At 73.6% G+C, this 20,141-nt stretch carries 20 protein-coding genes and 1 tRNA gene; 14 read left to right on the plus strand and 7 right to left on the minus strand.

What is annotated here, in order from left to right:
• The 11 genes from HLB15_RS08655 to HLB15_RS08705 all read left to right on the plus strand — a co-directional run.
• A partial coding sequence (locus HLB15_RS08655) for a helix-turn-helix domain-containing protein (protein ID WP_171104900.1) occupies nucleotides 1-363 on the plus strand: 363 nt, incomplete at its 5' end.
• Nucleotides 360-746 carry a VOC family protein gene (locus HLB15_RS08660; RefSeq protein WP_171104901.1) on the plus strand — a complete coding sequence of 129 codons (387 nt, stop codon included), beginning with the start codon at nucleotides 360-362 and terminating at the stop codon, nucleotides 744-746. The genes HLB15_RS08655 and HLB15_RS08660, both read left to right, overlap by 4 nt.
• A gap of 42 nt (nucleotides 747-788) precedes the next feature.
• Nucleotides 789-1,391, plus strand: coding sequence for a dihydrofolate reductase family protein (locus HLB15_RS08665; RefSeq protein ID WP_171104902.1), 603 nt, complete (start codon nucleotides 789-791; stop codon nucleotides 1,389-1,391).
• Nucleotides 1,392-1,404: 13 nt separating this feature from the next.
• Entirely contained in the window at nucleotides 1,405-2,253 is an 849-nt protein-coding gene (locus tag HLB15_RS08670; RefSeq protein ID WP_171104903.1) for an aminotransferase class IV, read from the plus strand.
• 82 nt (nucleotides 2,254-2,335) lie between these two features.
• A tRNA-Val gene (locus HLB15_RS08675) sits at nucleotides 2,336-2,407 on the plus strand.
• Between the two features lie 276 nt (nucleotides 2,408-2,683).
• A complete protein-coding gene (locus HLB15_RS08680) occupies nucleotides 2,684-4,783 on the plus strand; it encodes an acyltransferase family protein (RefSeq protein WP_171104904.1) in 2,100 nt (699 codons plus the stop codon).
• A gap of 134 nt (nucleotides 4,784-4,917) precedes the next feature.
• Complete coding sequence (locus HLB15_RS08685; protein WP_171104905.1) at nucleotides 4,918-6,033, plus strand: hypothetical protein; 1,116 nt, start codon at nucleotides 4,918-4,920, stop codon at nucleotides 6,031-6,033.
• 534 nt (nucleotides 6,034-6,567) lie between these two features.
• Nucleotides 6,568-7,080 (plus strand): GNAT family N-acetyltransferase, encoded by a 513-nt coding sequence (locus HLB15_RS08690; protein WP_229785271.1) that lies wholly within the window; start codon nucleotides 6,568-6,570, stop codon nucleotides 7,078-7,080.
• A 20-nt stretch (nucleotides 7,081-7,100) separates the two neighbouring features.
• On the plus strand, nucleotides 7,101-7,481 hold the full coding sequence (locus tag HLB15_RS08695; protein WP_171104906.1) for a hypothetical protein: 381 nt from the start codon (nucleotides 7,101-7,103) through the stop codon (nucleotides 7,479-7,481).
• A gap of 80 nt (nucleotides 7,482-7,561) precedes the next feature.
• Entirely contained in the window at nucleotides 7,562-7,855 is a 294-nt protein-coding gene (yidD, locus tag HLB15_RS08700; protein ID WP_171104907.1) for a membrane protein insertion efficiency factor YidD, read from the plus strand.
• A 169-nt stretch (nucleotides 7,856-8,024) separates the two neighbouring features.
• Nucleotides 8,025-9,719, plus strand: coding sequence for a beta-1,3-glucanase family protein (locus HLB15_RS08705; RefSeq protein WP_171104908.1), 1,695 nt, complete (start codon nucleotides 8,025-8,027; stop codon nucleotides 9,717-9,719).
• A 93-nt stretch (nucleotides 9,720-9,812) separates the two neighbouring features.
• Here the strand turns inward: HLB15_RS08705 and HLB15_RS08710 are convergent, their stop codons facing one another.
• Together HLB15_RS08710 and HLB15_RS08715 are read right to left on the minus strand one after the other, a co-directional pair.
• Nucleotides 9,813-10,385, minus strand: a complete 573-nt coding sequence (locus HLB15_RS08710; RefSeq protein WP_171104909.1) for a hypothetical protein — start codon at nucleotides 10,383-10,385, stop codon at nucleotides 9,813-9,815.
• A 25-nt stretch (nucleotides 10,386-10,410) separates the two neighbouring features.
• Nucleotides 10,411-10,992: a dihydrofolate reductase family protein gene (locus tag HLB15_RS08715; protein WP_171104910.1), complete on the minus strand. Its 582-nt coding sequence runs from the start codon at nucleotides 10,990-10,992 to the stop codon at nucleotides 10,411-10,413.
• Nucleotides 10,993-11,074: 82 nt separating this feature from the next.
• On the opposite strand from HLB15_RS08715, the gene HLB15_RS08720 reads away from it, so the two are divergent.
• A complete protein-coding gene (locus tag HLB15_RS08720; RefSeq protein WP_171104911.1) occupies nucleotides 11,075-11,518 on the plus strand; it encodes a protein-tyrosine phosphatase family protein in 444 nt (147 codons plus the stop codon).
• Between the two features lie 6 nt (nucleotides 11,519-11,524).
• On the opposite strand, the gene gap is transcribed toward HLB15_RS08720, so the two are convergent.
• The 3 genes from gap to HLB15_RS08735 all read right to left on the minus strand — a co-directional run bounded on the left by gap (nucleotide 11,525) and on the right by HLB15_RS08735 (nucleotide 14,826).
• On the minus strand, nucleotides 11,525-12,523 hold the full coding sequence (gene gap, locus HLB15_RS08725; RefSeq protein ID WP_171104912.1) for a type I glyceraldehyde-3-phosphate dehydrogenase: 999 nt from the start codon (nucleotides 12,521-12,523) through the stop codon (nucleotides 11,525-11,527).
• Between the two features lie 245 nt (nucleotides 12,524-12,768).
• A complete protein-coding gene (locus HLB15_RS08730; protein WP_171104913.1) occupies nucleotides 12,769-13,725 on the minus strand; it encodes a GlxA family transcriptional regulator in 957 nt (318 codons plus the stop codon).
• 45 nt (nucleotides 13,726-13,770) lie between these two features.
• On the minus strand, nucleotides 13,771-14,826 hold the full coding sequence (locus HLB15_RS08735) for an SDR family NAD(P)-dependent oxidoreductase (RefSeq protein ID WP_171104914.1): 1,056 nt from the start codon (nucleotides 14,824-14,826) through the stop codon (nucleotides 13,771-13,773).
• 73 nt (nucleotides 14,827-14,899) lie between these two features.
• Here HLB15_RS08735 and HLB15_RS08740 point away from each other — a divergent pair, with 73 nt between their 5' ends.
• Nucleotides 14,900-15,835, plus strand: coding sequence for an AraC family transcriptional regulator (locus HLB15_RS08740; protein WP_171104915.1), 936 nt, complete (start codon nucleotides 14,900-14,902; stop codon nucleotides 15,833-15,835).
• Between the two features lie 167 nt (nucleotides 15,836-16,002).
• Complete coding sequence (locus tag HLB15_RS08745; protein ID WP_171104916.1) at nucleotides 16,003-17,241, plus strand: sialidase family protein; 1,239 nt, start codon at nucleotides 16,003-16,005, stop codon at nucleotides 17,239-17,241.
• Nucleotides 17,242-17,324: 83 nt separating this feature from the next.
• On the opposite strand, the gene HLB15_RS08750 is transcribed toward HLB15_RS08745, so the two are convergent.
• Both HLB15_RS08750 and HLB15_RS08755 read right to left on the minus strand, forming a co-directional pair.
• Complete coding sequence (locus tag HLB15_RS08750) at nucleotides 17,325-18,869, minus strand: AbgT family transporter (RefSeq protein WP_171104917.1); 1,545 nt, start codon at nucleotides 18,867-18,869, stop codon at nucleotides 17,325-17,327.
• Nucleotides 18,866-20,017, minus strand: a complete 1,152-nt coding sequence (locus tag HLB15_RS08755) for a CE1 family esterase (protein ID WP_229785268.1) — start codon at nucleotides 20,015-20,017, stop codon at nucleotides 18,866-18,868. Before HLB15_RS08755 ends, HLB15_RS08750 begins: the two co-directional genes overlap by 4 nt.
• Nucleotides 20,018-20,141: the final 124 nt, after the last annotated feature.

A 20,141-nucleotide genomic window follows, 5' to 3' on the forward strand; every position in this document is an offset into this window, starting at 1 on the left:
GCCCGGATCGCCGCCGGCCACCAGGTGCGCCATGTCGCGGACGAGCAGGGCTGGAGCCGGCGCCACCTGCAGGACCTCGTGCGCGCCGAGTGCGGGCTGGTCCCCCGCGACCTGCGCCGTGTGGCCCGGCTGTCCCGGTCGCGGCGCGCGCTGGTCGTCGCCGCACGGTCGGGGCGCCCCGTCCTGGCGGACGTCGCGGCGGCCGCCGGGTACGCGGACCACGCCCACATGACGCGCGAGTGGGTGACCCTCGGCGGCTGCACCCCGAGCGCGTGGCTGCGCGAGGAGCTCCCGTTCGTTCAAGACGTCGCGGACCCGCCCGCGGCATCGTGGGAGGCATCCGAGCAAGGGAGGACGACATGAGCACCGGACTGTGGGTGACCCTGACCTATCGCGACGCCGACGCAGGGCTGGCCTGGCTCCAGGCGGTGGGCTTCACCGAGCGCGCGGTCTACCGGGACGACGCCGACCCCGCCGTCGTGCAGCACGCGGAGCTGGACTGGCCGGCGGGCGGCGGCGTCATGCTGGGCACGTACCGGCCGCGGCCGGGCTGGCCGGACGAGGCGGGCACGGGCTCGGCGTACGCCGTGACCGACGACGTGGACGGCACGTACCGGGCGGCCCTGGCCGCGGGCGGGTCGAGCCTGCAGGAGCCGGCCGACCAGGACTACGGCGGACGGTCGTGCACCGTGCGCGACGTGGACGGCAACCTGTGGAGCTTCGGGAGCTACCGCGGCGAGGAGTGACGCCCAGCGATGAGTTCGGGCGGCGCGCGCCGTCGGACGGGCATGGGAATCCTCAGAGCAGACCTGTCCGTATCGCTCGACGGCTACTCCGCCGGGCACGACCAGAGCCTCGAGCACCCCTTCGGCAGCGGGACGGGCGAACGCCTGGACGGCTGGATGGCCGGGTGGATGTTCGAGCACGGCGACGACCACCGCGCCGAGGTGGACGCCGTCGTGGGAGCAGGCGCCTACATCATGGGGCGCAACATGTTCTCGCCCGGGCGCGGCGCGTGGGACCCGGCCTGGACGGGCTGGTGGGGCGAGAACCCGCCGTACCACGGGCCGGTGTTCGTGCTGACCCACCACGCGCGGGAATCCGTCCCGATGGAGGGCGGCACCACGTTCCACTTCGTCACCGACGGGATCGAGAGCGCGCTCGAGCAGGCGCGCGCCGCCGCGGGCGACCTCGACATCTCGATCGCCGGCGGCGCGACCACGCTCAACGAGTACCTCGCCGCGGGCCTCGTGGACGAGCTGCGGCTGCACGTCGGGCCGTTCACCCTCGGCCAGGGCACCCGCGTGTTCGACGGCGTGCCGCCGCAGGAGTTCCGCACGACCTCCGTGCGGCACACACCGGAGGTCACGCACGTCACGCTGCGCCGGTGACACACTGGGCCGCATGACGGTCATCTGGGCAGAGGGGCGCATGGTCGCGCCCGGCGATCCCGCGCTGAGCGCGGTGGACCACGGCATCACGGTCGGCGACGGCGTCTTCGAGACCTGCGCGGTGCTCGACGGGCAGGCGTTCGCCCTCACCCGGCACCTCGCGCGGCTCGAGCGGTCGGCGGCGGGCATGGGCATGGCGGCGCTCGACCTGCGCACGGTGCGCGACGGCGTCGACGCCGTGCTGGCCGCCGCGCCCGACGCCGGTCGGCTGCGGATCACGGTGACCGACGGCATCGGCCCGCTCGGCTCGGGCCGCACCGACGGGCCGCAGACGGTGGTCGTCGCGGCGACGCCCGCCGTCGTCGTGCCGACGGGGCGGGCAGCCCGGTCGCCGTGGACGCGCAACGAGAACAGCCCGGTGGCCGGGCTGAAGACCACGTCGTACGCGGAGAACGTGGTCTCCCTGGCCGACGCGGTCGCCAAGGGCGCCGACGAGTCGGTGTTCGCCAACACGCGCGGTGACCTCTGCGAGGGCACGGGCTCCAACGTCTTCCTCGAGCTCGACGGCGAGCTCGTCACGCCCCCGCTGTCCGTCGGGTGCCTCGCGGGCATCACGCGCGAGCTGCTGCTCGAGTGGGGCGCCGAGGCCGGCCTGCCCGTCCGCGAGGCCAAGGACGGCGAGCTGCCCTTCTCCGTGCTGGACCGGGTGTCCGCCGGCGAGGCCGGGATGCTGCTCACCGGATCCGTGCGCAACGTGCAGCCGACGGTCTGGCTGGACGGCGCGGACCTGGAGGTCGGCGAGCTGTCGGCGGCTGCGCGCGACCTGTTCGAGCGGAACATGCGGGAGCGGATCGACCCCTGACACGGGCCGCGGTCTGGATTTCGCATCCACGCGCGAAGCAGGCTAATATCGTCCACGCACGCCCCACCGGGGCGAGCGACACGGGCGATTGGCGCAGTGGTAGCGCGCTTCGTTCACACCGAAGAGGTCACTGGTTCGAACCCAGTATCGCCCACCCGTGAGAAGGTCCTCCCACCAGCGGAAACGCTGGTGGGAGGGCCTTTCGTCGTGAGGGCCGTGACCTCTCGCCGATCCCGCTGTGGCTGACAGCGGCGGCGCCGGACCAGGCGCCCTCCTCGGAACGCCGGACCGCCCCAGCGGGCGGTCGAAGATCACCCCCGCCCGGCCGAAGTTCACCCCGCTCCACGGCTGAGAACGGCACTCGGCGGCGCGGAGCCGACCTTACGATCCCTCGGTGCCGTCGCCCCTGCGGCACCGAGGGAGAGATGACGTGACGAAGGACCGCCCCACGCCCGTGCGGGTCGACATCCAGGCTCTGCGGGCGGTGGCCGTCGGCGCCGTCGTGCTGTTCCACCTGTGGCCCAACCGCCTGACCGGCGGGTACGTGGGTGTGGACGTGTTCTTCGTGATCTCGGGGTTCCTCATCACCTCGCACATCGCGCGCGACGTCCAGGCGCAGACCTTCTCCGTCACCCGGTTCTGGTCGCGGCGCATCCTGCGCCTGCTGCCGGCGTCGATGCTGGTCCTTGCCGTGACCGCCGTCGGCGTGTGGGTGCTGGGGCCGGCGCAGCTGTGGGGCCAGTGGTTCCGCGAGATCGGGGCCTCCACCCTCTACGCGCAGAACTGGGTCCTGGCGGCCGACGCCGTGGACTACCTCGCCGAGGAGAACGTCCCCTCGCCCGTGCAGCACTTCTGGTCGCTGTCGGTCGAGGAGCAGTTCTACCTGGTCTGGCCGCTGTTGATCGGTCTGTCGGTCCTGGTCGGCAGCCGGCTCCAGATCGGCGGTCACGCCCGTGGCCACGCGCCCTGGCGGCCCGTCGCGGTCGGGCTGCTGAGCCTGGTCGTCGTCTCCTCCCTCGTGGCGTCGGTCGCCTGGACCGCGAGCGACCCGGCACAGGCGTACTTCGTGACCCCGACCCGGGCGTGGGAGTTCGGGGTCGGCGCCCTCCTGGCGTTCGTGCCCGCACTCGGCCGGGGCCAGACCTCGGCCCGCACCGCACTGGTACGGGGCGTGGTCGCGTGGGCGGGCATCGCGCTGATCGTCGGGCCGGCGGTCTGGTACACCAGCGAGACGCCGTTCCCCGGGGCGTGGGCCGCCGTGCCCGTGCTGGGCACGGCCCTCGTCATCGGGGCCCGGGCCACCGACCGGTTCACCGACCGGCTGGCCGGTCTCGCACCGGTCCAGTTCGTCGGCGACGTGTCCTACGCGATCTACCTGTGGCACTGGCCGCTGGTCGTCTTCGTGCCGTACGCGACCGGCCACGACCTGCGCACCCTGGACAAGGTGGCGATCCTCGCCGTCACCGTCCTGCTGGCGTGGGGCACCCGGACCTGGATCGAGAAGCCCGTGCTGCGGCAGCGGCACCGGTTCCGGCCCGGCAGGACGTTCGCCGCCACCGCCGTCGCGGCGGCCGCCGTCGTCGGCGTGGCGTTCGCGGGCGTGCAGGCCTCGACGCACTACGCGGAGCGCGAGCTGCAGCGCGCCGCCGAGCTGCTCAGCGCACCGCCCGACTGCTTCGGTGCGGCCGCCCGCCCGATCGGTGGCCCGCCGTGCACCAACCCTGAGCTGGTCGACGGCGCGATCCCCGCGGTCGACGTCGCGCCGTCGGACGTCCCCGAGCTGTTCCGCGGCCGCTGCGCGGGCACCGGCAAGGCGGACTCCGTGCCGAAGCCCTGCGCCGTGGGCGACCCGGACGGCGACACCCGGATCGCCCTCATCGGCGACTCGCACGCCGTCCAGTACTCGGCGGTGCTCGCCGACGTCGCCAGCCGGCACGGCTGGGCGCTCGACACCTACTCCAAGGGCGCGTGCCCGTTCTCGGACGTCCGGCGGGAGCAGGACGCCGTCCTCCACGAGGCGTGCACCGCCTGGATCGACCGGGCCAGGACCATGCTGGCCGAGGGCGACTACGACCTGGTGATCACCTCCCAGGTGAGCGGCGTCGACTGGGCGCCGCCCGCCGGCACGACGCCGGAGGAGTTCGCCGAGGGCGGCCTCGAGACCCTCTGGTCGGGGCTCGCGGACCAGGGCGTGCGCGTGGTCGCCGTCGCCGACGTGCCGCGGCCCCGCAAGGGAGTGCTCGACTGCCTGCAGGAGCGCGGCCGGGACGTGTCGACCGACTGCCGTGTCTCCCGCGAGAAGGGGCTGCTGTACGACCCGCAGCCGGCCGCCGTCGAGCGCCTCGGCCGCCCCGACGTGAGCCTGATCGACTTCACCGACGTCTACTGCGACGCGAGCGAGTGCTTCCCGGTGATCGGCGGCGTCACGGTCTACCGCGACTCCAACCACCTCACCAACACGTTCGCGCGCACGCTCGAGCCGTACTTCGAGTCGGAGCTGACCGCGCTGCTCGGCACCTCCTCGGGCTGAGACGGACGCTCCCGCCGGGCGCTGTTCACCCGGGTGATCCCAGGAGCGCCGGGTTCCGGGGCCCTGCGGCCGGCACTACCGTCGCCTCAGCTCGTCTCGCACCGAGACGTTCCCACAGAGACGAAGGAAGTGCCGTGGCTTCCAGCTCTGGCCCGTCGGTGGCCGCACGCGTTCTCGGGATCTGCCTGCTCGTCGTCGGGACGCCGCTCGTCCTGCTCACCCTCGCGCTGCTCGTCGCCGGAGAGGTCGGCGTCGGGCTCGTCGTCGCCCTGCCGGCGGCCGCGGCCCTGTTCGGCGCCGCGCGGCTGCTGCGACGACGACGGCCCGGCGCGCCCAGGACGGCGAGCCACGCCAAGGTCCCCGCGAGGGCGGCGGCCGTGTCCCGGCGCCCGTCGACGGACACCTCCGGCCCGGCGGAGCACGTCCCGCCCTGCCCGACCGGGGACCCGGTCGACCCGTGGACGACGGCGACCGGGTACGCCGAGGTCGTCGGCGAGACCTTTCGACAGGACGCGATCCGCCGGGTGTTCGCCGGCACGCGCGTCCGGAGCGACGCCGGCGCCGAGCTCCTCGGCCAGGCCCTGCTCTCGGACGACTCCGGGAACCCGCACGACAGCAACGCCGTCGCCGTGTGGTTCGAGGGCGAGCACGTCGGCTACCTGAGCGCGGGCGACGCGCGGAAGTACTCGCCCGTCGTCCGCGAGCTCGCCGCCGAGGGGCGCGTCCTGCGGGTCGAGGCGCGGGCGTGGGCACGGGAGCGCCCGGCGGGTGACCCTGACGGCAGCGGCCTCGGCGCCCGCGTCACGGTCTTCCCTCCTCCTGACCTCGTCGGTATCCGGCCGGTGAACGACCTGCCCCGAACCCCGCACGTCGTCCTGCCTCCCGGGCGGACCGTCCAGGTCACCAAGGAGGACCAGCACATGGCCGTGCTCGGAGAGGTGGTGGCACACGGTTCCGGCTCGGGGATCGTCGCGACGCTGCACGCCGTCGTGGAGCAGCGCGCGCGGTCGACCGCCGAGCTGGTCGAGGTCCGCTACGACGGGCAGCGCGTCGGCGTGCTGTCCACCCCGATGAGTGCCCAGCTGCTCCCCCTCGTGCGGTACATCGAGTCCCGCGGCAAGGTCGCCGTCGCCCGTGCCACGGTAGCCGGCTCGCGCCTCCAGGCGGACATCACGCTCGACGTGGCCCGGACGACGGAGATCGACGACGCGTGGATCGCGGGCTCCGTGGACAGCGACGAGTACGCCTGAGGTCGGTCCTCATCGGGTGTCGGCAGCGAGCGGCGCGACGGCCGGCACCGGGTCGACGTCGAGCTGGTCCCAGTCGCTCGCGTCGACGATGTTCGCGGTCGAGCCGCGGCACTCGAGCACGGTTCCCCGCGGGGCACCCTGCCGTACGGCATGAGCAGGCGTCCCCTCCGCGGTCGGTCGAAGGACGCCGGTCCGAGCGTGCCCGTCGTCACGAGACCTCGGTCCCCGTACGCGCCGACGAGGACGGCCGAGTCGCCGGAGACGACCACGCCCTGGGCACCGCCGACGTCGGTCGGGTGGATGGGACGACGTCGTCACGGACACGCCGGTCACGGGGTCCGGTGTCGGTCCGCGAGGACGACCGTGAGCGCCGTCGGGGTTGCCGCGGCCACGACGACCGCCACGCGCCGCCGCCCGGCCACCCGATCCGCCGACGTCTGGTGTTCGCGGTGAGATCTGGCCGGGCACGACCAGATCTCGATGCGGACACCAGATCTCAGCGGTTCACCGCTGAACCGGTCGTAGGGTCGTGTGATGAACCTGGACCTCCGTGCACTCACGCACGACGACGCTCCCGCGCTGGCCGCTCCGTTCCAGGAGCTCGGCTGGCCCGGGAAGACGGCGGAGCAGCTCGCGGCGTACGCCGAGCAGCAACGGTCCGGCGAACGGGACGTCGTCGTCGCGTGGCTCGGCAAGGAGCCGGCGGGGTACGGCTGCGTCGTCCGGCGCAGCGGCTACCCGCCGTTCCGCGAGGGTGACATTCCCGAGATCCAGGACCTCACCGTGCTGCCCGCCCACCGCCGGCGCGGGGTCGGCTCCGCTCTCCTCGACCGGCTCGAGGAGCTCGTCGCGGTGCGGCACCCCGTCGTCGGGCTCGGCGTCGGCGTGTACGCGGACTACGGTCCGGCGATGCGGCTCTACGTCGCCCGCGGGTACCAGTTCGACGGGCGCGGACTCATGTCCGGCGGCCGACCGGTCGCGCCGGGCAGCCGGATACGTGTCGACGACGACGTCACGCTGATGCTCACGAAGCGCGTCCGGTCCTAGCTGGGTTACCGTCGGGCCCCATGACCACCGACGCCATCGAGTCCCGTATCGCCAACGCCTTGTTCGACGTGCAGCCCGCCCGGGTGAGCTGGATCGCGCGGCCGTCGATCGCACTCGTGCGCGCGATGTACAAGGGGCTCTGGGTCGGTGGCCGGGCCACGATCACGCCCACCGAGTACCACTTCCACCCGAACGCGATGAACCGGGTGGCCCACGCGGGGGTCATCGACTTCGTCATCCCGCTGGTCGACATCACGCACGTCTCCACGAAGTGGGGCTTCATCAGCAGCCTCGTCATCGTCCAGGCGGGCGGGCAGGAGATCCGGATCCGGTGCTACCGCGCCAAGAAGTTCGCCGCCCGTCTCCGGGAAGCAGTGGCGGCTGCGCGCGGTGGCGCCTGACAGCTCGGCACGCACACGCTCGCCGAGATCGGGCGGCAGCACCGGACGCGAGTCGCGCCCCCCGGCCGTACGGTGACGGCATGAGCCCGGCAGCCCGAGCAGTCGACCGCGCGATCGCCGTCTATCAGCACCGCGTCTCGCCACGGAAGGGCTGGCGGTGCGCCCACGGCGTCCTGCACGGCGGCGACGGGTGCTCGGCGGCCGCGCGGACCCTGCTGGCGACCCGGGGCCTCGTCGGGACCGCCCTGCCGATGGCTGCCCGCTTCCTCGCGTGCTACCAGGCGGCCCGGATGCTGACCCGCACCGACGTACAGGGCGTGTGCTGCTGCGGCCCGATCCCGATCCCGTTCGGGTGGCGGTCGCCCCGGACCTGATCGAGGACGCACGCCCGCGCAATCCGCACCAGCAAGCCTTTTTTCACCCACCCTCTACACATGCGGAAGCGCTTCCACGCCCCGAACCGGTGACAAAAGATAGGCGCCCTCACTAACATCCGCGTCACTGACAGTGCAGTCAGTGACCACCGGATCGAAGGAGCTCCCCATGTCCCGAGCCCCCCTGCCTCGAGCCCGAAGGTTCAGACTCAGGAGACTGCTGAACCTCGTCGCCGCGTTCGGCGTGCTCGCGCTCACCGCGAGCGCCCTCGTCGTCGGCCCCCAGCCGCAGACGGCGACGGCGGTCCCCGCGACGATCCCGCTGACCGTCTACAACAGCTCGGACCGGAACGACCAGGTCTGGATCTACGTGCTGGGCACGCCCGGAGAGGGCCGCCTGGGCTGGTCGGACGCGTCGGGCACGTTCCACCAGTGGCCCACGGTCGGCGGTGTGCCGGTCGACGCGCCGGACGCCTCGATCGCGGGCCCGGCGCGTGGCCAGTCGATGACGATCCAGCTGCCGAAGCTCTCGGGTCGGATCTACTTCTCGTACGGCCAGAAGCTGTCGTTCAAGATCGTGAACAACGGGCAGCTCGTGCAGCCGGCGGTGCAGAACCCGACCGACCCGAACCGCAACAAGCTGTTCAGCTGGACCGAGTTCACCCTGAACGACGACGGGCTGTGGATCAACAGCACGCAGGTCGACTTCCTCTCGGCGCCGTACCAGACGGGTCTGCGCAGGAGCGACGGCACGGTGATCAGCACGGGCATGCTCAAGCCGAACGGGTACGCGAACGTGCGCGCGGCGCTCGACGCCACACCGGGCTGGAACAACCTGGAGCAGTTCGCGCCCGACGGCTCGCTGCTGCGCATCCTCGCGCCGAGTCACGCGATCGAGACGGGGCAGATGGCCCCCGACGCGCTGGCGCCCTACATCGACCAGGTGTGGGCCAAGTACACGAACGAGACCCTCACGGTCGCGCCCTACTCGTACGACCCCGGCAAGGTGTTCCGCGGCCGCGTGCAGAACGGCGTCATGCGGTTCACGAACGCCGCGGGTGCGTACGTGACGGAGTTCCGCAAGCCGTCCAGCGACTCCGTGTTCGGCTGCTACCGCGACCTGGAGGCGCCGAACAACGACATCGGCGCCATCGCCCGCACGCTGTGCGCCGGGTTCCACCGCTCCACGCTGCACGCGAGCACGACGCAGCCGGGCACGGACACGTCGAACTTCTACCAGCAGCCGATCACGGACCACTACTCGAAGTTCATCCACCAGCAGATGGCCAACGGCAAGGCGTACGGCTTCGCGTTCGACGACGTGCTCGCGCAGGAGTCGCTCGTGCACGACGGCAACCCGACCGCCGCGTACATGCAGCTCGACCCGTTCCAGGGCGCGGCCTCCCCCATCCCCGGCTCGGTCGGTGACGGCGGGGGCGGCGACGGCGGGAACGGTGGCGGCGACGGCGACGCGCTGCCGCAGGGCACGGGCTCGGTGCGCGCGGCCAACGGGATGTGCGTGGACGTCCCGTGGGCCGACTCGTTCGACGGGAACCCGCTGCAGATCGTCAACTGCTCCGGGAACGCGGCGCAGACGTGGACGCGGTCGGGCTCGACGCTGAGCGCGCTGGGCCGGTGCGTCGACGTGTCGGGCGGCGGCACCGCCGACGGCACCGCGGTGCAGCTGTGGACCTGCAACGGCACCGGGGCGCAGGGCTGGACCTACCGCTCGGCGAGCCGGGAGCTGGTGAACCCGCAGTCGGGCAAGTGCCTCACGACGGTCGGCGGCACACCGCAGCACGACGGCCAGCGCCTGGAGATCCGGACCTGCTCGGGCGCCGAGTCCCAGCGCTGGACCTTCTGACGCCCGCCTGACCGCACGCTCCGGGCACCGACGTCGGTCGGTCGTCCCGAGATCGGCTCCCGCACGGACCGCTCTCGGGACGACCGGCCGACCTCATGGTGCGGCCGGGGACGCGCCCGCCAGGAACCGCTCCACCACCGCGCGCCACTGCTCGCGCGCCTCCTCGTTGCGCTCGGGCGTCGCCGTGCCCAGGAGCTGGACCACGAGCGACGCCGCGCCGTCCTTCTTCGGCTCGCTGATGACCACCACCGACTCGCCGTCGTGCCCCTTGGCGCGCCAGGAGATCCGCTTGTCGGTCCCGCTGACCCGCGGGTCGGCGGACAGGAACGCGCGGACGTCGTCGTCCTCCGCCGCGAAGGCCGTCCAGGCGTCCATGAGGGGTGCCATCGCGAGCGACGTCGCCTTGCTGACGCTCGCCTGGAACGTGCCGTCGGGCCGCTGCCCGGGGATGCGCCGGCCGATGTGCTGCTCGTAGGCGACGGACGCGGACTGCGCCCACCAGGCCGGGTTCTCCAGGCCGGTGCCGTCCAGCTCGTACAGCACCGCCGTCGCGATGTCGTGGTGGCTCAGCCGCGCCGCGCCGATCGTCTCGAAGAACGCGAGCCACTCGTCCCAGCTGCGTCCGGTCGCGCGCTCGACGGCGGGGATCCGGGAGTTCGTCGCCATGCCGCTCATCGTGGCACGCGGCCCGTCAGCGTCGCACCGGGTAACGCAGGTGCACCGCCCGGCGCCCCTCGACCACCAGCGGGTCCTCGAGCAGCACCAGGGTGCCCAGGCTCGCGAAGTACGGGATGCCGGCGCCGAGCAGCACCGGCGTCAGGCTGACCGCCACCTCGTCCACGAGGCCGAGGCGCAGCGCCTGCTGGGCGATGCTCGCGCTGGCGATGGTCACGTCCTTGTCCCCCGCGATCTCCCGCGCCCGTGCGATCGACTCGGCGACGTCGCCCACGAACGTCGTCCGCGGCCACCGGCCCGGGTCGTCCGGCGGGCGGTGCGTGACCACGACGACGGGCGCGCCCACCGGGTGGTTGTCGCCCCAGCCGTCCGTGATGTCGAACAGCCGCCTGCCGGACACGAGCGCGCCCGCGCGGCCCGTCAGGTGGCGCAGCAGGTCGGCGCTCGCGACGTCGACACGCATGGAGATGTCGGGGTTGGCGGTCGACACGGGCACGTCACCCGCGTCGAACCAGTCGAAGATGTGGTCGATGCGGTCGTCCGGGTCGGCGATGAACCCGTCGAGCGACATGGTCATGTGGGTGAACACGGTCGTCATCACTGGCTCCCTCGGTGTGGTCGTCCCAGGGCCGACCGTGCCGGGCCGCGGTTCTCATCGGTCGGGCCGTTACGGTGTCGCCATGGAACCCGACCGCACCTGGCCGGACGGCGACGGCATCGTCGAGCTGCCCGACGGGCGGCGCGTGCGCGGCACGGGGCTGCGCCGGCCGCGCGGCCCCGCACCCGCGCCGGAGCTCGCCGTCTACCTGCGCGGACGGGACCCGCGTGTGACGGGGTGGGAGTACCGCTGGGTGCGGTGGCCCGACTTCCGGCTGCCCGCCTCGACCGACGACGCGGTCGCCGCGCTGCGCGAGGCCCACGGCCGGGCCGCCGCCGAGCGGGTCGAGATCGCGTGCGGCGGCGGCGTCGGCCGGACGGGGACGGCGCTGGCGCTCCTCGCCGTGCTCAGCGGCGTCGCACCCGCCGACGCCGTCGGCTGGGTGCGGGCGCACTACCACCCGCGCGCCGTGGAGACGCGCGGGCAGCGGCGCTGGGTCGAGGAGACCGGTGCGGCGCTGCGCTGAGCGGGCTCAGCCCCGCGCCATGAGCTCCAGCGTGTCGATCACGCGGTTCGAGAAGCCCCACTCGTTGTCGTACCAGGCCACGACCTTGACGTGCGGGCCGTCGACCCGGACCAGGGCCGCGTCGAAGATCGCCGACGCCGGCTCCCCCGTGATGTCGCTGGAGACCAGCGGCTCGTCGGAGTACTCGAGGACACCCTTGAGGGGACCGTCGGCCGCTGCGCGGTAGGCCGCCAGCACCTCGTCCTCGGTCACCTCGCGCGCGACGGTCGTGTTGAGCTCCACGAGGGAGCCGACCGGTACGGGCACGCGGATCGAGTCGCCCGACAGCTTGCCGTCCAGCCGCGGGAGCACCAGGCCGATGGCCTTGGCGGCGCCCGTCGTGGTCGGCGCGATGTTGACGGCCGCCGCGCGGGCGCGGCGCCAGTCACGGTGCGGGCCGTCCTGGAGGTTCTGCTCCTGGGTGTAGGCGTGCACGGTGGTCATGAAGCCGTGCTCGATGCCCGCCAGGTCGTCCAGCACGGCAGCCAGCGGCGCGAGCGCGTTCGTCGTGCACGACGCGTTCGAGACGATCACGTGCGCGGCCGGGTCGTACTCGTCGGTGTTCACGCCGTAGGCCAGCGTGACGTCGGCGCCGGCCGACGGGGCGCTGACCAGCACGCGGCGGGCACCGGCGTCGATGTGGGCGCGCGCGGCGTCGGCGGAGGTGAAGCGGCCCGTCGACTCGAGCACGATGTCGACCTCGAGCTCGGCCCAGGGCAGCTTGGCGGGCTCGCGCTCGGCGAGCACCCGGATGCGGCGGCCGTCGACGACGAGCGTGTCGCCGTCCACCTCCACCGACCGGCGCAGGCGACCCAGCGAGCTGTCGTACTTCAGCAGGTGCGCCAGGGCGTCCGGGGCGGTGAGGTCGTTGATCGCGACGACCTCGAGCGAGCTGTCCCGCTCGAGCAGGGCCCGCAGGGAGTTGCGGCCGATGCGCCCGAAGCCGTTGATGGCGATGCGTGTCATGGGACTCCTTTCGTCGTCCCCATGCTCCGGCCCGTGCGTACGCCGCCGAAAGCGGCTGGAACGCCCCGCTGCGCAAGGATCCCGCCAGACATCTCGCCACCGTCCGCAAGGATCCTGCCACTGCTCTCCGCGTGCTCGGTCCGTCGTCAGCACGATGTCACGGCCTGCCCCGCGAGATCGGTCCGCACACGACGGGCACGGGACGAGGGACCGGGGACGCGCACCCCGCCACTCCGGCCCGGCCCTCACGCCGAGAACGTGTGCCGGTACTCCGTCGGGGACGTGCCGAGGATGCGCTGGAAGTGCAGCCGCAGGTTGGCCGCCGTGCCCAGGCCCACGCGGTGCGCGATCTGCTCGACGCCCAGGTCGCTGCGTTCCAGCAGCTCGCGCGCCAGGTCGACCCGGGCGCGCAGCACCCACTGCATCGGCGTGTACCCGGTGTCCTGCACGAACCGCCGGGAGAACGTGCGCGCCGAGACGCGCGCGTGCCGGGCGAGGTCCTCGAGGGTGAGCGGCTCGGCGAGGTGCTCGAGCACCCACGCGCGGGTCCCGGCGAAGAGGTCGCCGAGCGGCTCCGGCACGCTGCGCGGCACGTACTGCGCCTGTCCCCCGCTGCGGTACGGCGCCGCGACCAGCCGCCGGGCGACGTGGTTGGACAGCCCGACGCCGTGGTCCCGGCGCACCAGGTGCAGGCACAGGTCGATGCCCGACGCCGCGCCCGCCGACGTGAGCACGCCGCCCTCGTCGACGAACAGCACGTTCTCGTCGACCTGGACGCGCGGGTACCGCTCGCGCAGCGCCCGCGTGTAGTGCCAGTGCGTGGTCGCCCGCCGCCCGTCGAGCAGGCCGGTGGCCGCGAGCGCGAACGCCCCGGTCGAGATCGCCGCCAGCCGCGCCCCGCGCGCGTGGGCGGCGCGGAGCGCGTCGACGACGACGGCGGGCGGGTCCGCGGTGGCGGGCGTCCGGTACCCCGGGACGAAGACGGTGTCGGCGCGCTCGAGCGCCTCCAGCCCCTGCGCCACGTGGTAGGACAGCCCGTCACCGCCGGTGACCAGCCCGGGTGCGGGCCCGCAGACCCGCACCTCGTACGGCATGCTCGGGCGGTTCGAGAACACCTGCGCCGGGATGCCGACGTCGAGCGGCTTGGCACCCTCGAGCACGAGCACCGCGATCTGGTGGTTGCTCCGGTCGGTCGCGCTCACCCACCGATCGTAGGCCCGCGCGACCGACCTGCGGCCTCCCGAGGATCAGGCCCTGCCGTCCCGCAGAAGGCGCTCGCTGAGCTCCCACAGGCGGCGCGCCGACGCGGGGTCGACGGCGTGCGGCACCACGGTCGCGCGCGGGTTCTGCTCGGTGGCGAAGTCCATCTCCTGCTGGTCCTCGTCGAGCGGCGAGATGTCGTTGTCCTTGAGGTAGACACCGCCGATGTCCGCCAGCAGCGGGCTCGTCGCGGCGAACACGCTCGTGCTCGCGCCCTGCTGCACCGTCTTCTTCTCGTGCTCGGGGTCGACGACGACCTCGCCCGCCTCGTCGATCAGCCCCATGGCCTGCCGCGCCGCCACGTCGAGCCAGGGCGTGCGCTCCTCGCCCGCCGGGAGGTGCGGTCCGAGGTTGGTCGTGATCACGATGCCGGGGTGCACCGCGTAGCCGCGGATGCCGTCGGCGGCCCACCGCCGGTCCAGCTCGACGGCGAACAGCACGTTCGCCGTCTTGGACTGCCCGTAGGCCAGGATGCCCATCTCGTCGTAGCCGGACTCGAAGTGGGGGTCGTCCCAGCGGATGTCCGACGCACGGTGCCCGCCCGAGGTCAGGTTGACCACGCGCGCGCCGTGCGCGGCCTGCAACGCGGGCCGCAGGCCCAGGGTGAGCTGGAAGTGGCCGAGGTGGTTGGTCGCGAACTGCGACTCGAAGCCGCGCGCGTCGCGCACGAGCGGTCCCGCCATGATGCCCGCGTTGTTGATCAGGACGTGCAGCGGGCGCCCCGTGGCGAGATACCGCTCGACGAACGCGTCGATGCTCGCCGGGTCCAGCAGGTCGAGCTGCCAGGCCTCGACGCGCGGGATGCCCGCCAGCTTCTCGGCCGCGCGCTCCGGGTCGCGCGACGCGACCGTGACGGACGCACCGGCGGCAGCCAGCGCGCGGGTCGTCTCGTGCCCGATGCCGTTGTGGCCGCCGGTGACGACCACGTTCCTGCCGGTGAGGTCGATGCCGGCGAGCACGTCGTCGGCGGTGGAGAAGGCCGTGAAGCCGCTGCCGAGCGGGTGCTGCTTGTGCTGTGTCCGTGCCTGCGTCTGCTCTGTCATGCCTCCAGCCTGCGACGCCCCGGCCGAACTCTGAATACTTGGCGATCCGCATTTTCTGCGCGACAGTACGGGTATGGTGTCCGATCAGCTCTCCGAGGCGTTCGACCTCGTCCAGGTGCGCGGCGTGCTGTCGGGCGGGTTCGCCGCGGACGGCCCGTGGGTCACGCGCGGCGCGGTCGAGGGCCTCAAGTTCTTCGCGCTGGCAGCGGGCAGCGCGCGCCTGAGCACCGACGGCGTCGACGAGGCGGTCGAGCTGGCGGCGGGCGACGTCGTCGTCCTCAACGGCCGCACGTGGATCGAGGCACGCGGCGGGGCGGGCGACGGGCCGCCCCGGGTGGTGGTGCCCGACGCCGACTTCGCGTCGCTGCGCCTGCACGGGCCCGACCGCGCGACGGGCGACGTCGTGATCGGCGGCCGCGTCGAGCTGGACCCGGCGGGGTTCGCGCTGCTGGGCCAGGCGCTGCCGCCGCTGGCGCACGTGCGCGGCGACGGCCCGGCGGCGACCAACCTGCGTGGCAGCCTGCACCGCCTGTACACGGAGGTGACGGCGCAGCGCATGGGCGCGGCGTACGCCGTCCGGCGCCACGGGGAGCTCCTGCTGCTGGAGGTGCTGCGGGCGTACGTCGAACAGGCCGCGGGTCCGGCCGGCGGACAGGTGACCGGCCCGCCGCCCGGGTGGCTGCGGCTGCTCGCGGACGAGCGCCTCCGCCCCGCGGTCGACCTCATGCACGCCGACCCGGCCCGGCCGTGGGGGCTGCCCGAGCTGTCCCGCGCGGCGGCGATGTCGCGCACCTCGTTCGCGGAGCGGTTCCGCACGGTCGCGGGCATGCCGCCGATCACCTATCTCAACCGGTGGCGCATGCTGCTCGCGCAGCGCGCCCTGCGCAGCACGGACACGCGCGTCGGCACGCTGGCCGCCGAGCTCGGGTACGCCTCGGAGAGCGCGTTCAGCACCGCGTTCAAGCGGGAGGTCGGGCTGTCCCCGTTGCGGTACCGCGCGAGCGTCTGAGCGGGCGGGGCCCGCTGCGCGACTACCTCGCCAAGTGACTACCTCGCCAAGTGACTACCTCGCCAGGTGACTACCTGGGCGAGCGGCGGGGTGGTGCAACGTTGACTCAGAATCACCCGGTCGCTAGCGTGGCGCCGAGATCAGAGCCGATCAGAGAGGTGCCACCCGTGGTCCTACGTCGCGTCGCCGCCCCGTTCCTCGCCGCCGTCGCCGGCACGGCCCTCGCGGCCCTCGCCCTGCCGGGCGCGGCCGCCCCGGCCACGGCGAGCCAGAGCACCGGCACCCCACCGGCGGCCGTGAGCGCCGACCCCCCACCCGGCGGCGCCCTGAACGGCACGCGGCTCATGGACGGCACCGCGCTCTACCCGCGCGCGATCCGCCTCGAGCACGCAGGCGCCGCGAACGGCACGATCGTCGCGAGCGTCGTCACCTTCGACGACGCCGGCGGCCACGGCGCGATCTTCACCAGCACCGACGACGGCCGCAGCTTCGAGCGCGTCGGCACCGTCACCGACCCGGGCGCCGCTCGCGGCCTGTGCTGCTCGACCCTGTACGAGCTCCCGCAGCAGGTCGGCGACCTCGCACCCGGCACCCTGCTGTGGTCGGCGTCGGTGGGCCAGGACGAGGACGAGTCCACGCGCCGCATGACGCTGCCGGTGTGGGCCAGCACCGACCAGGGACGCACGTGGGAGCACCTCTCGACGGCGGCGGTCGCACCGACCGCGAAGGGTCTCTGGGAGCCCGAGTTCGCCGTCACCCGCGACGGACGGCTCGCGCTGTACGTGTCGGACGAGAACCAGCAGCCCGCGCACAGCCAGACGCTCGTGCAGACCACCTCTCCCGACGGGCGCACCTGGGCGCCGCTCGAGAACGTGGTCGCGGCGCAGGACCCTGACCTGCGGCCCGGCATGCCCGTGGTCCGCCGTCTCCCGAACGGCACGTACCTCATGAGCTACGAGGTCTGCGGGCCCGTCGAGGACTGCAGGCACTACGTGCGCCGCTCCCCCGACGGCACCACGTGGGGCGACCCCGCGGCCCTCGGCCACCCGGTGACCACGGCGGACGGCACGCACTTCCGCCACACCCCGAACATCTCCTGGTACGACGACGGGACGCCCGACGGCCGGCTCCTCGCCGTCGGCCAGATGCTGTACGGGGCAAACGGGGGCGTCCTGCCCGGCAGCGGCGCGACCCTGCTGGCCAACGACGCCGCACCCGAGTCGCCGTGGTCCACCGGACCGGCACCCGTCGGCGTCCTCGACCCCTGGAACAACTACTGCCCCAACTACAGCCCCACGCTCCTGCCGATGCCGGAGCGCGGCGAGGTCCTGGAGATCTCGACCGGCTACGAGGCCGAGGGCGGCGCCTGCACCGCCTACTTCGGGGTCGGCGACCTGCCGGACTGACGGCGGGTCCGCCGGGCAGTCAGAGCAGCGGCCCCCGTCGTCCTGGACGGCGGGGGCCGCTGCGTGCGCGGGCGGGCCGGGGGTCAGCGCACGGGCGCACCGGGCCCGAGCGGGATGCCGAGCCCCCACCAGGCGAAGAACAGCAGCGTCCAGGCCAGCGTCATGCAGACCGCGAGCGGCAGCGTGTACGACGCCAGCGTGCCGATGCCCGCATCCTTGCGGTAGCGCTGCAGGAACCCGAGCGCCATGACGAAGTACGGGCTCATCGGCGTCACGGACGTGGACCCGGAGTCGGCGATGCGGAACAGGGCCTGCGTCGTCTCGGCGGGCACGTCGAGCAGCAGGAGCATCGGCACGACGATGGGCGCCGCGATGGCCCACATCGCCGAGCCGCTCGTGACCAGCACGTTGACCACGGACAGCAGCGCGAGGATCGCGAGGAACACGACCCAGATCGGCACACCCGTCGCCTCGAGCGCCTCGGCGGAGTTGACGGCGATGACGTCGCCGATGTGCGTCCAGTCGAAGTACGCGAGGAACTGGGCGATGGCGAAGAACAGCACCAGCACGGGCGCCATCTGCCGCACGCCCTCGGCCATGAGCCGTGGCACGTCGCCCGCCGTCTCGATCGCGCCCGAGATCCGGCCGTACACGATGCCGACCACCGCGAACAGCACGGCCACGATCGCGGCGATGCCGTCGAGGAACGGTGACTCGGTGAGGCTCCCGCCCTCGCCGCGCAGCGGGGACGCCGGGACCAGCACCACGACGGCCAGCAGCACGACCGCGCCGAGCCCGGTCAGCAGCGCGGCGCGCAGGGCCCTGCGGTCGCGCGACGACAGCTCGAGGCCTGCGACGTCGTCCAGGTCCGCGTCCGGGTCCGCATCGAGGTCGGGCCGCCGGGCCAGCACCAGCCGGGTGACCAGGGTGATGACGGTGGCGAGCAGCAGCGACGACGCGATGTTGAAGAACCAGTTGCTCACCGGTGAGACGTACGCGGTCGGGTCGATGATCCGCGCGGCCTCCGTCGTGATCCCCGCGAAGATCGCGTCGTTCGGCGTCGGCACCGGGCTCGCGTCGTACCCGGACGCGATCGACGTGTACGCCACGACGACGCCGAGGATCGGCGACTTCCCGACGGCCCGGAACGCGAGCCCGCCGAGCGGCACGAGGATGATGTAGGCGGCCGCGCTGGCCACGTGCGAGACCGTGCCCGCGAACGCGACGGCGAACACGACCCACGAGACCGGCACGCGCGACACCGAGACCTTCATGGCCGCCGCGAGGAAGCCGGTGCGCTCGGCGACGGCGACGCCCATGATCACCGCGACGATCGTGCCCATCGGCCCGAAGGTCGCGAAGTTCTCGACGGCGGTCGACACCGCCATCGCCAGACCCTCGCCGCTGAGCAGGTTCCGCACGACGACGGTCTCGCCGTCGGCCGGGGAGACGACCGAGACACCCGCGGCCGCCAGCCCGGCGCTGGTCACGCCGAGGATCGCCGCGAGGATCCAGAACAGCCAGAACGGGTGCGGCAGCGCGTTGCCGACGCGCTCGACGACCGCGAGCGCCCGCAGGACGGCGGGCAGCCGGTCGGCCTCGGTGCGCGGTGCGGAGGTGGTGCTCATGACGCGCTCCCGTGGTTCGTCGTGGCCTGCTCCGTCGCGCCCGCCACGAACCGCAGCGGCAGCCGCTCGTCGCGCAGGAACTCCCACATGACCTCGTGGGCCTCGATGCTGTGCGTGGCGTACCCGCCGCCGGAGTAGCTGTCCTCGCCGGGCCACGTGTGGCCGCCGCCGAGCACGGCGACGTGCGTGACCTCGGCACCGGCGCGGCAGCCGCGCCAGCGCGTGGTCGTCACGTCGTGGGCGGTCTGCTCGACGCGGGGCCGCGGCCGGCAGTCGTTGCGCTCGGCCCAGCCGCCGACCCAGTCGCCGACGGCGGGCAGGCCGCGGTCGGTGTCGCCGCCGTAAGGGATGGTGGCGTCCGCGGTGCCGTGGAACTCGATGACCGGCACGGGCCGTGCGGGCTCGCACGTGGGGTGGCCGGTGCCGTACAGGGCGGCGGCGACGGGTGCGATGGCGGTGATCCGGTCGGACAGCTCGCACGCGAGGATCGCGGTGAACCCCGCACCGTTGGACTTGCCGGTCGCGTACACGCGTCGCGTGTCCACGCAGAGCTCGTCCTCGAGGGTGTCGAGCAGGTCGGTGGTGTAGGCGACGTCGTCGACGCCGGGCGCCGAGTAGGGCGCGCCCTCCCAGGCCTGGCGCTCGCCGTCGCCGGTGCCGACCACGCCGTTGCCGTACGCGACGATCGCGGGCAGGGCGTCCAGGCCGGAGAAGGCCTCGGTGCCCGCGCCGGTGTTGCCGCGGCCGTGGTAGACGAGCACGACCGGCCAGGCGCGGTCGGCGCGGTAGCCGTCGGGCAGGTGGAGCTGGACGGTGCGCTCGCGCCCGCCGCTCGTCAGCGTGCGCAGCACGCTGGTGCCGGGCTCCTGGTCGGGCGCGGTGCCGCAGCCCGCCGAGCGGCCGGGGTGGGTCGTGCTGCCCGACGGCGTCGTGGCAGCGTCGGGCAGCACGGGTGCGGGGGCCGCGGCAGCCGGTACCGCTGCGCCGGCCACTGCGCCGATCAGCACGCCGGTCAGTGCGGCGGCGGCGAGCGCGAGAGCGGCGGTGCGTCGTCGGCGGGCGGGTCGGGCAGGTGCCCGGCCGGGGGCGCGGCCGGTCGGGGTGGGGCGCGCGGAGCGCGCGGGCCGTGGTGCTGTCGTCGTTGACATGCTGGTCCTTTCCGGGAGGCTCCGACGGGGTGGAGCACGTTCTGGGCAGGTCGAGTTCTGGGGCAGTCGAGTTCTGGGCAGGGCGGGGCCGCACCCGGTCGGCCGGGCGCCGGTTCCGGGCGGG

This window comes from Promicromonospora citrea (genome assembly GCF_013004695.1).
GTDB lineage: Bacteria > Actinomycetota > Actinomycetes > Actinomycetales > Cellulomonadaceae > Promicromonospora > Promicromonospora citrea.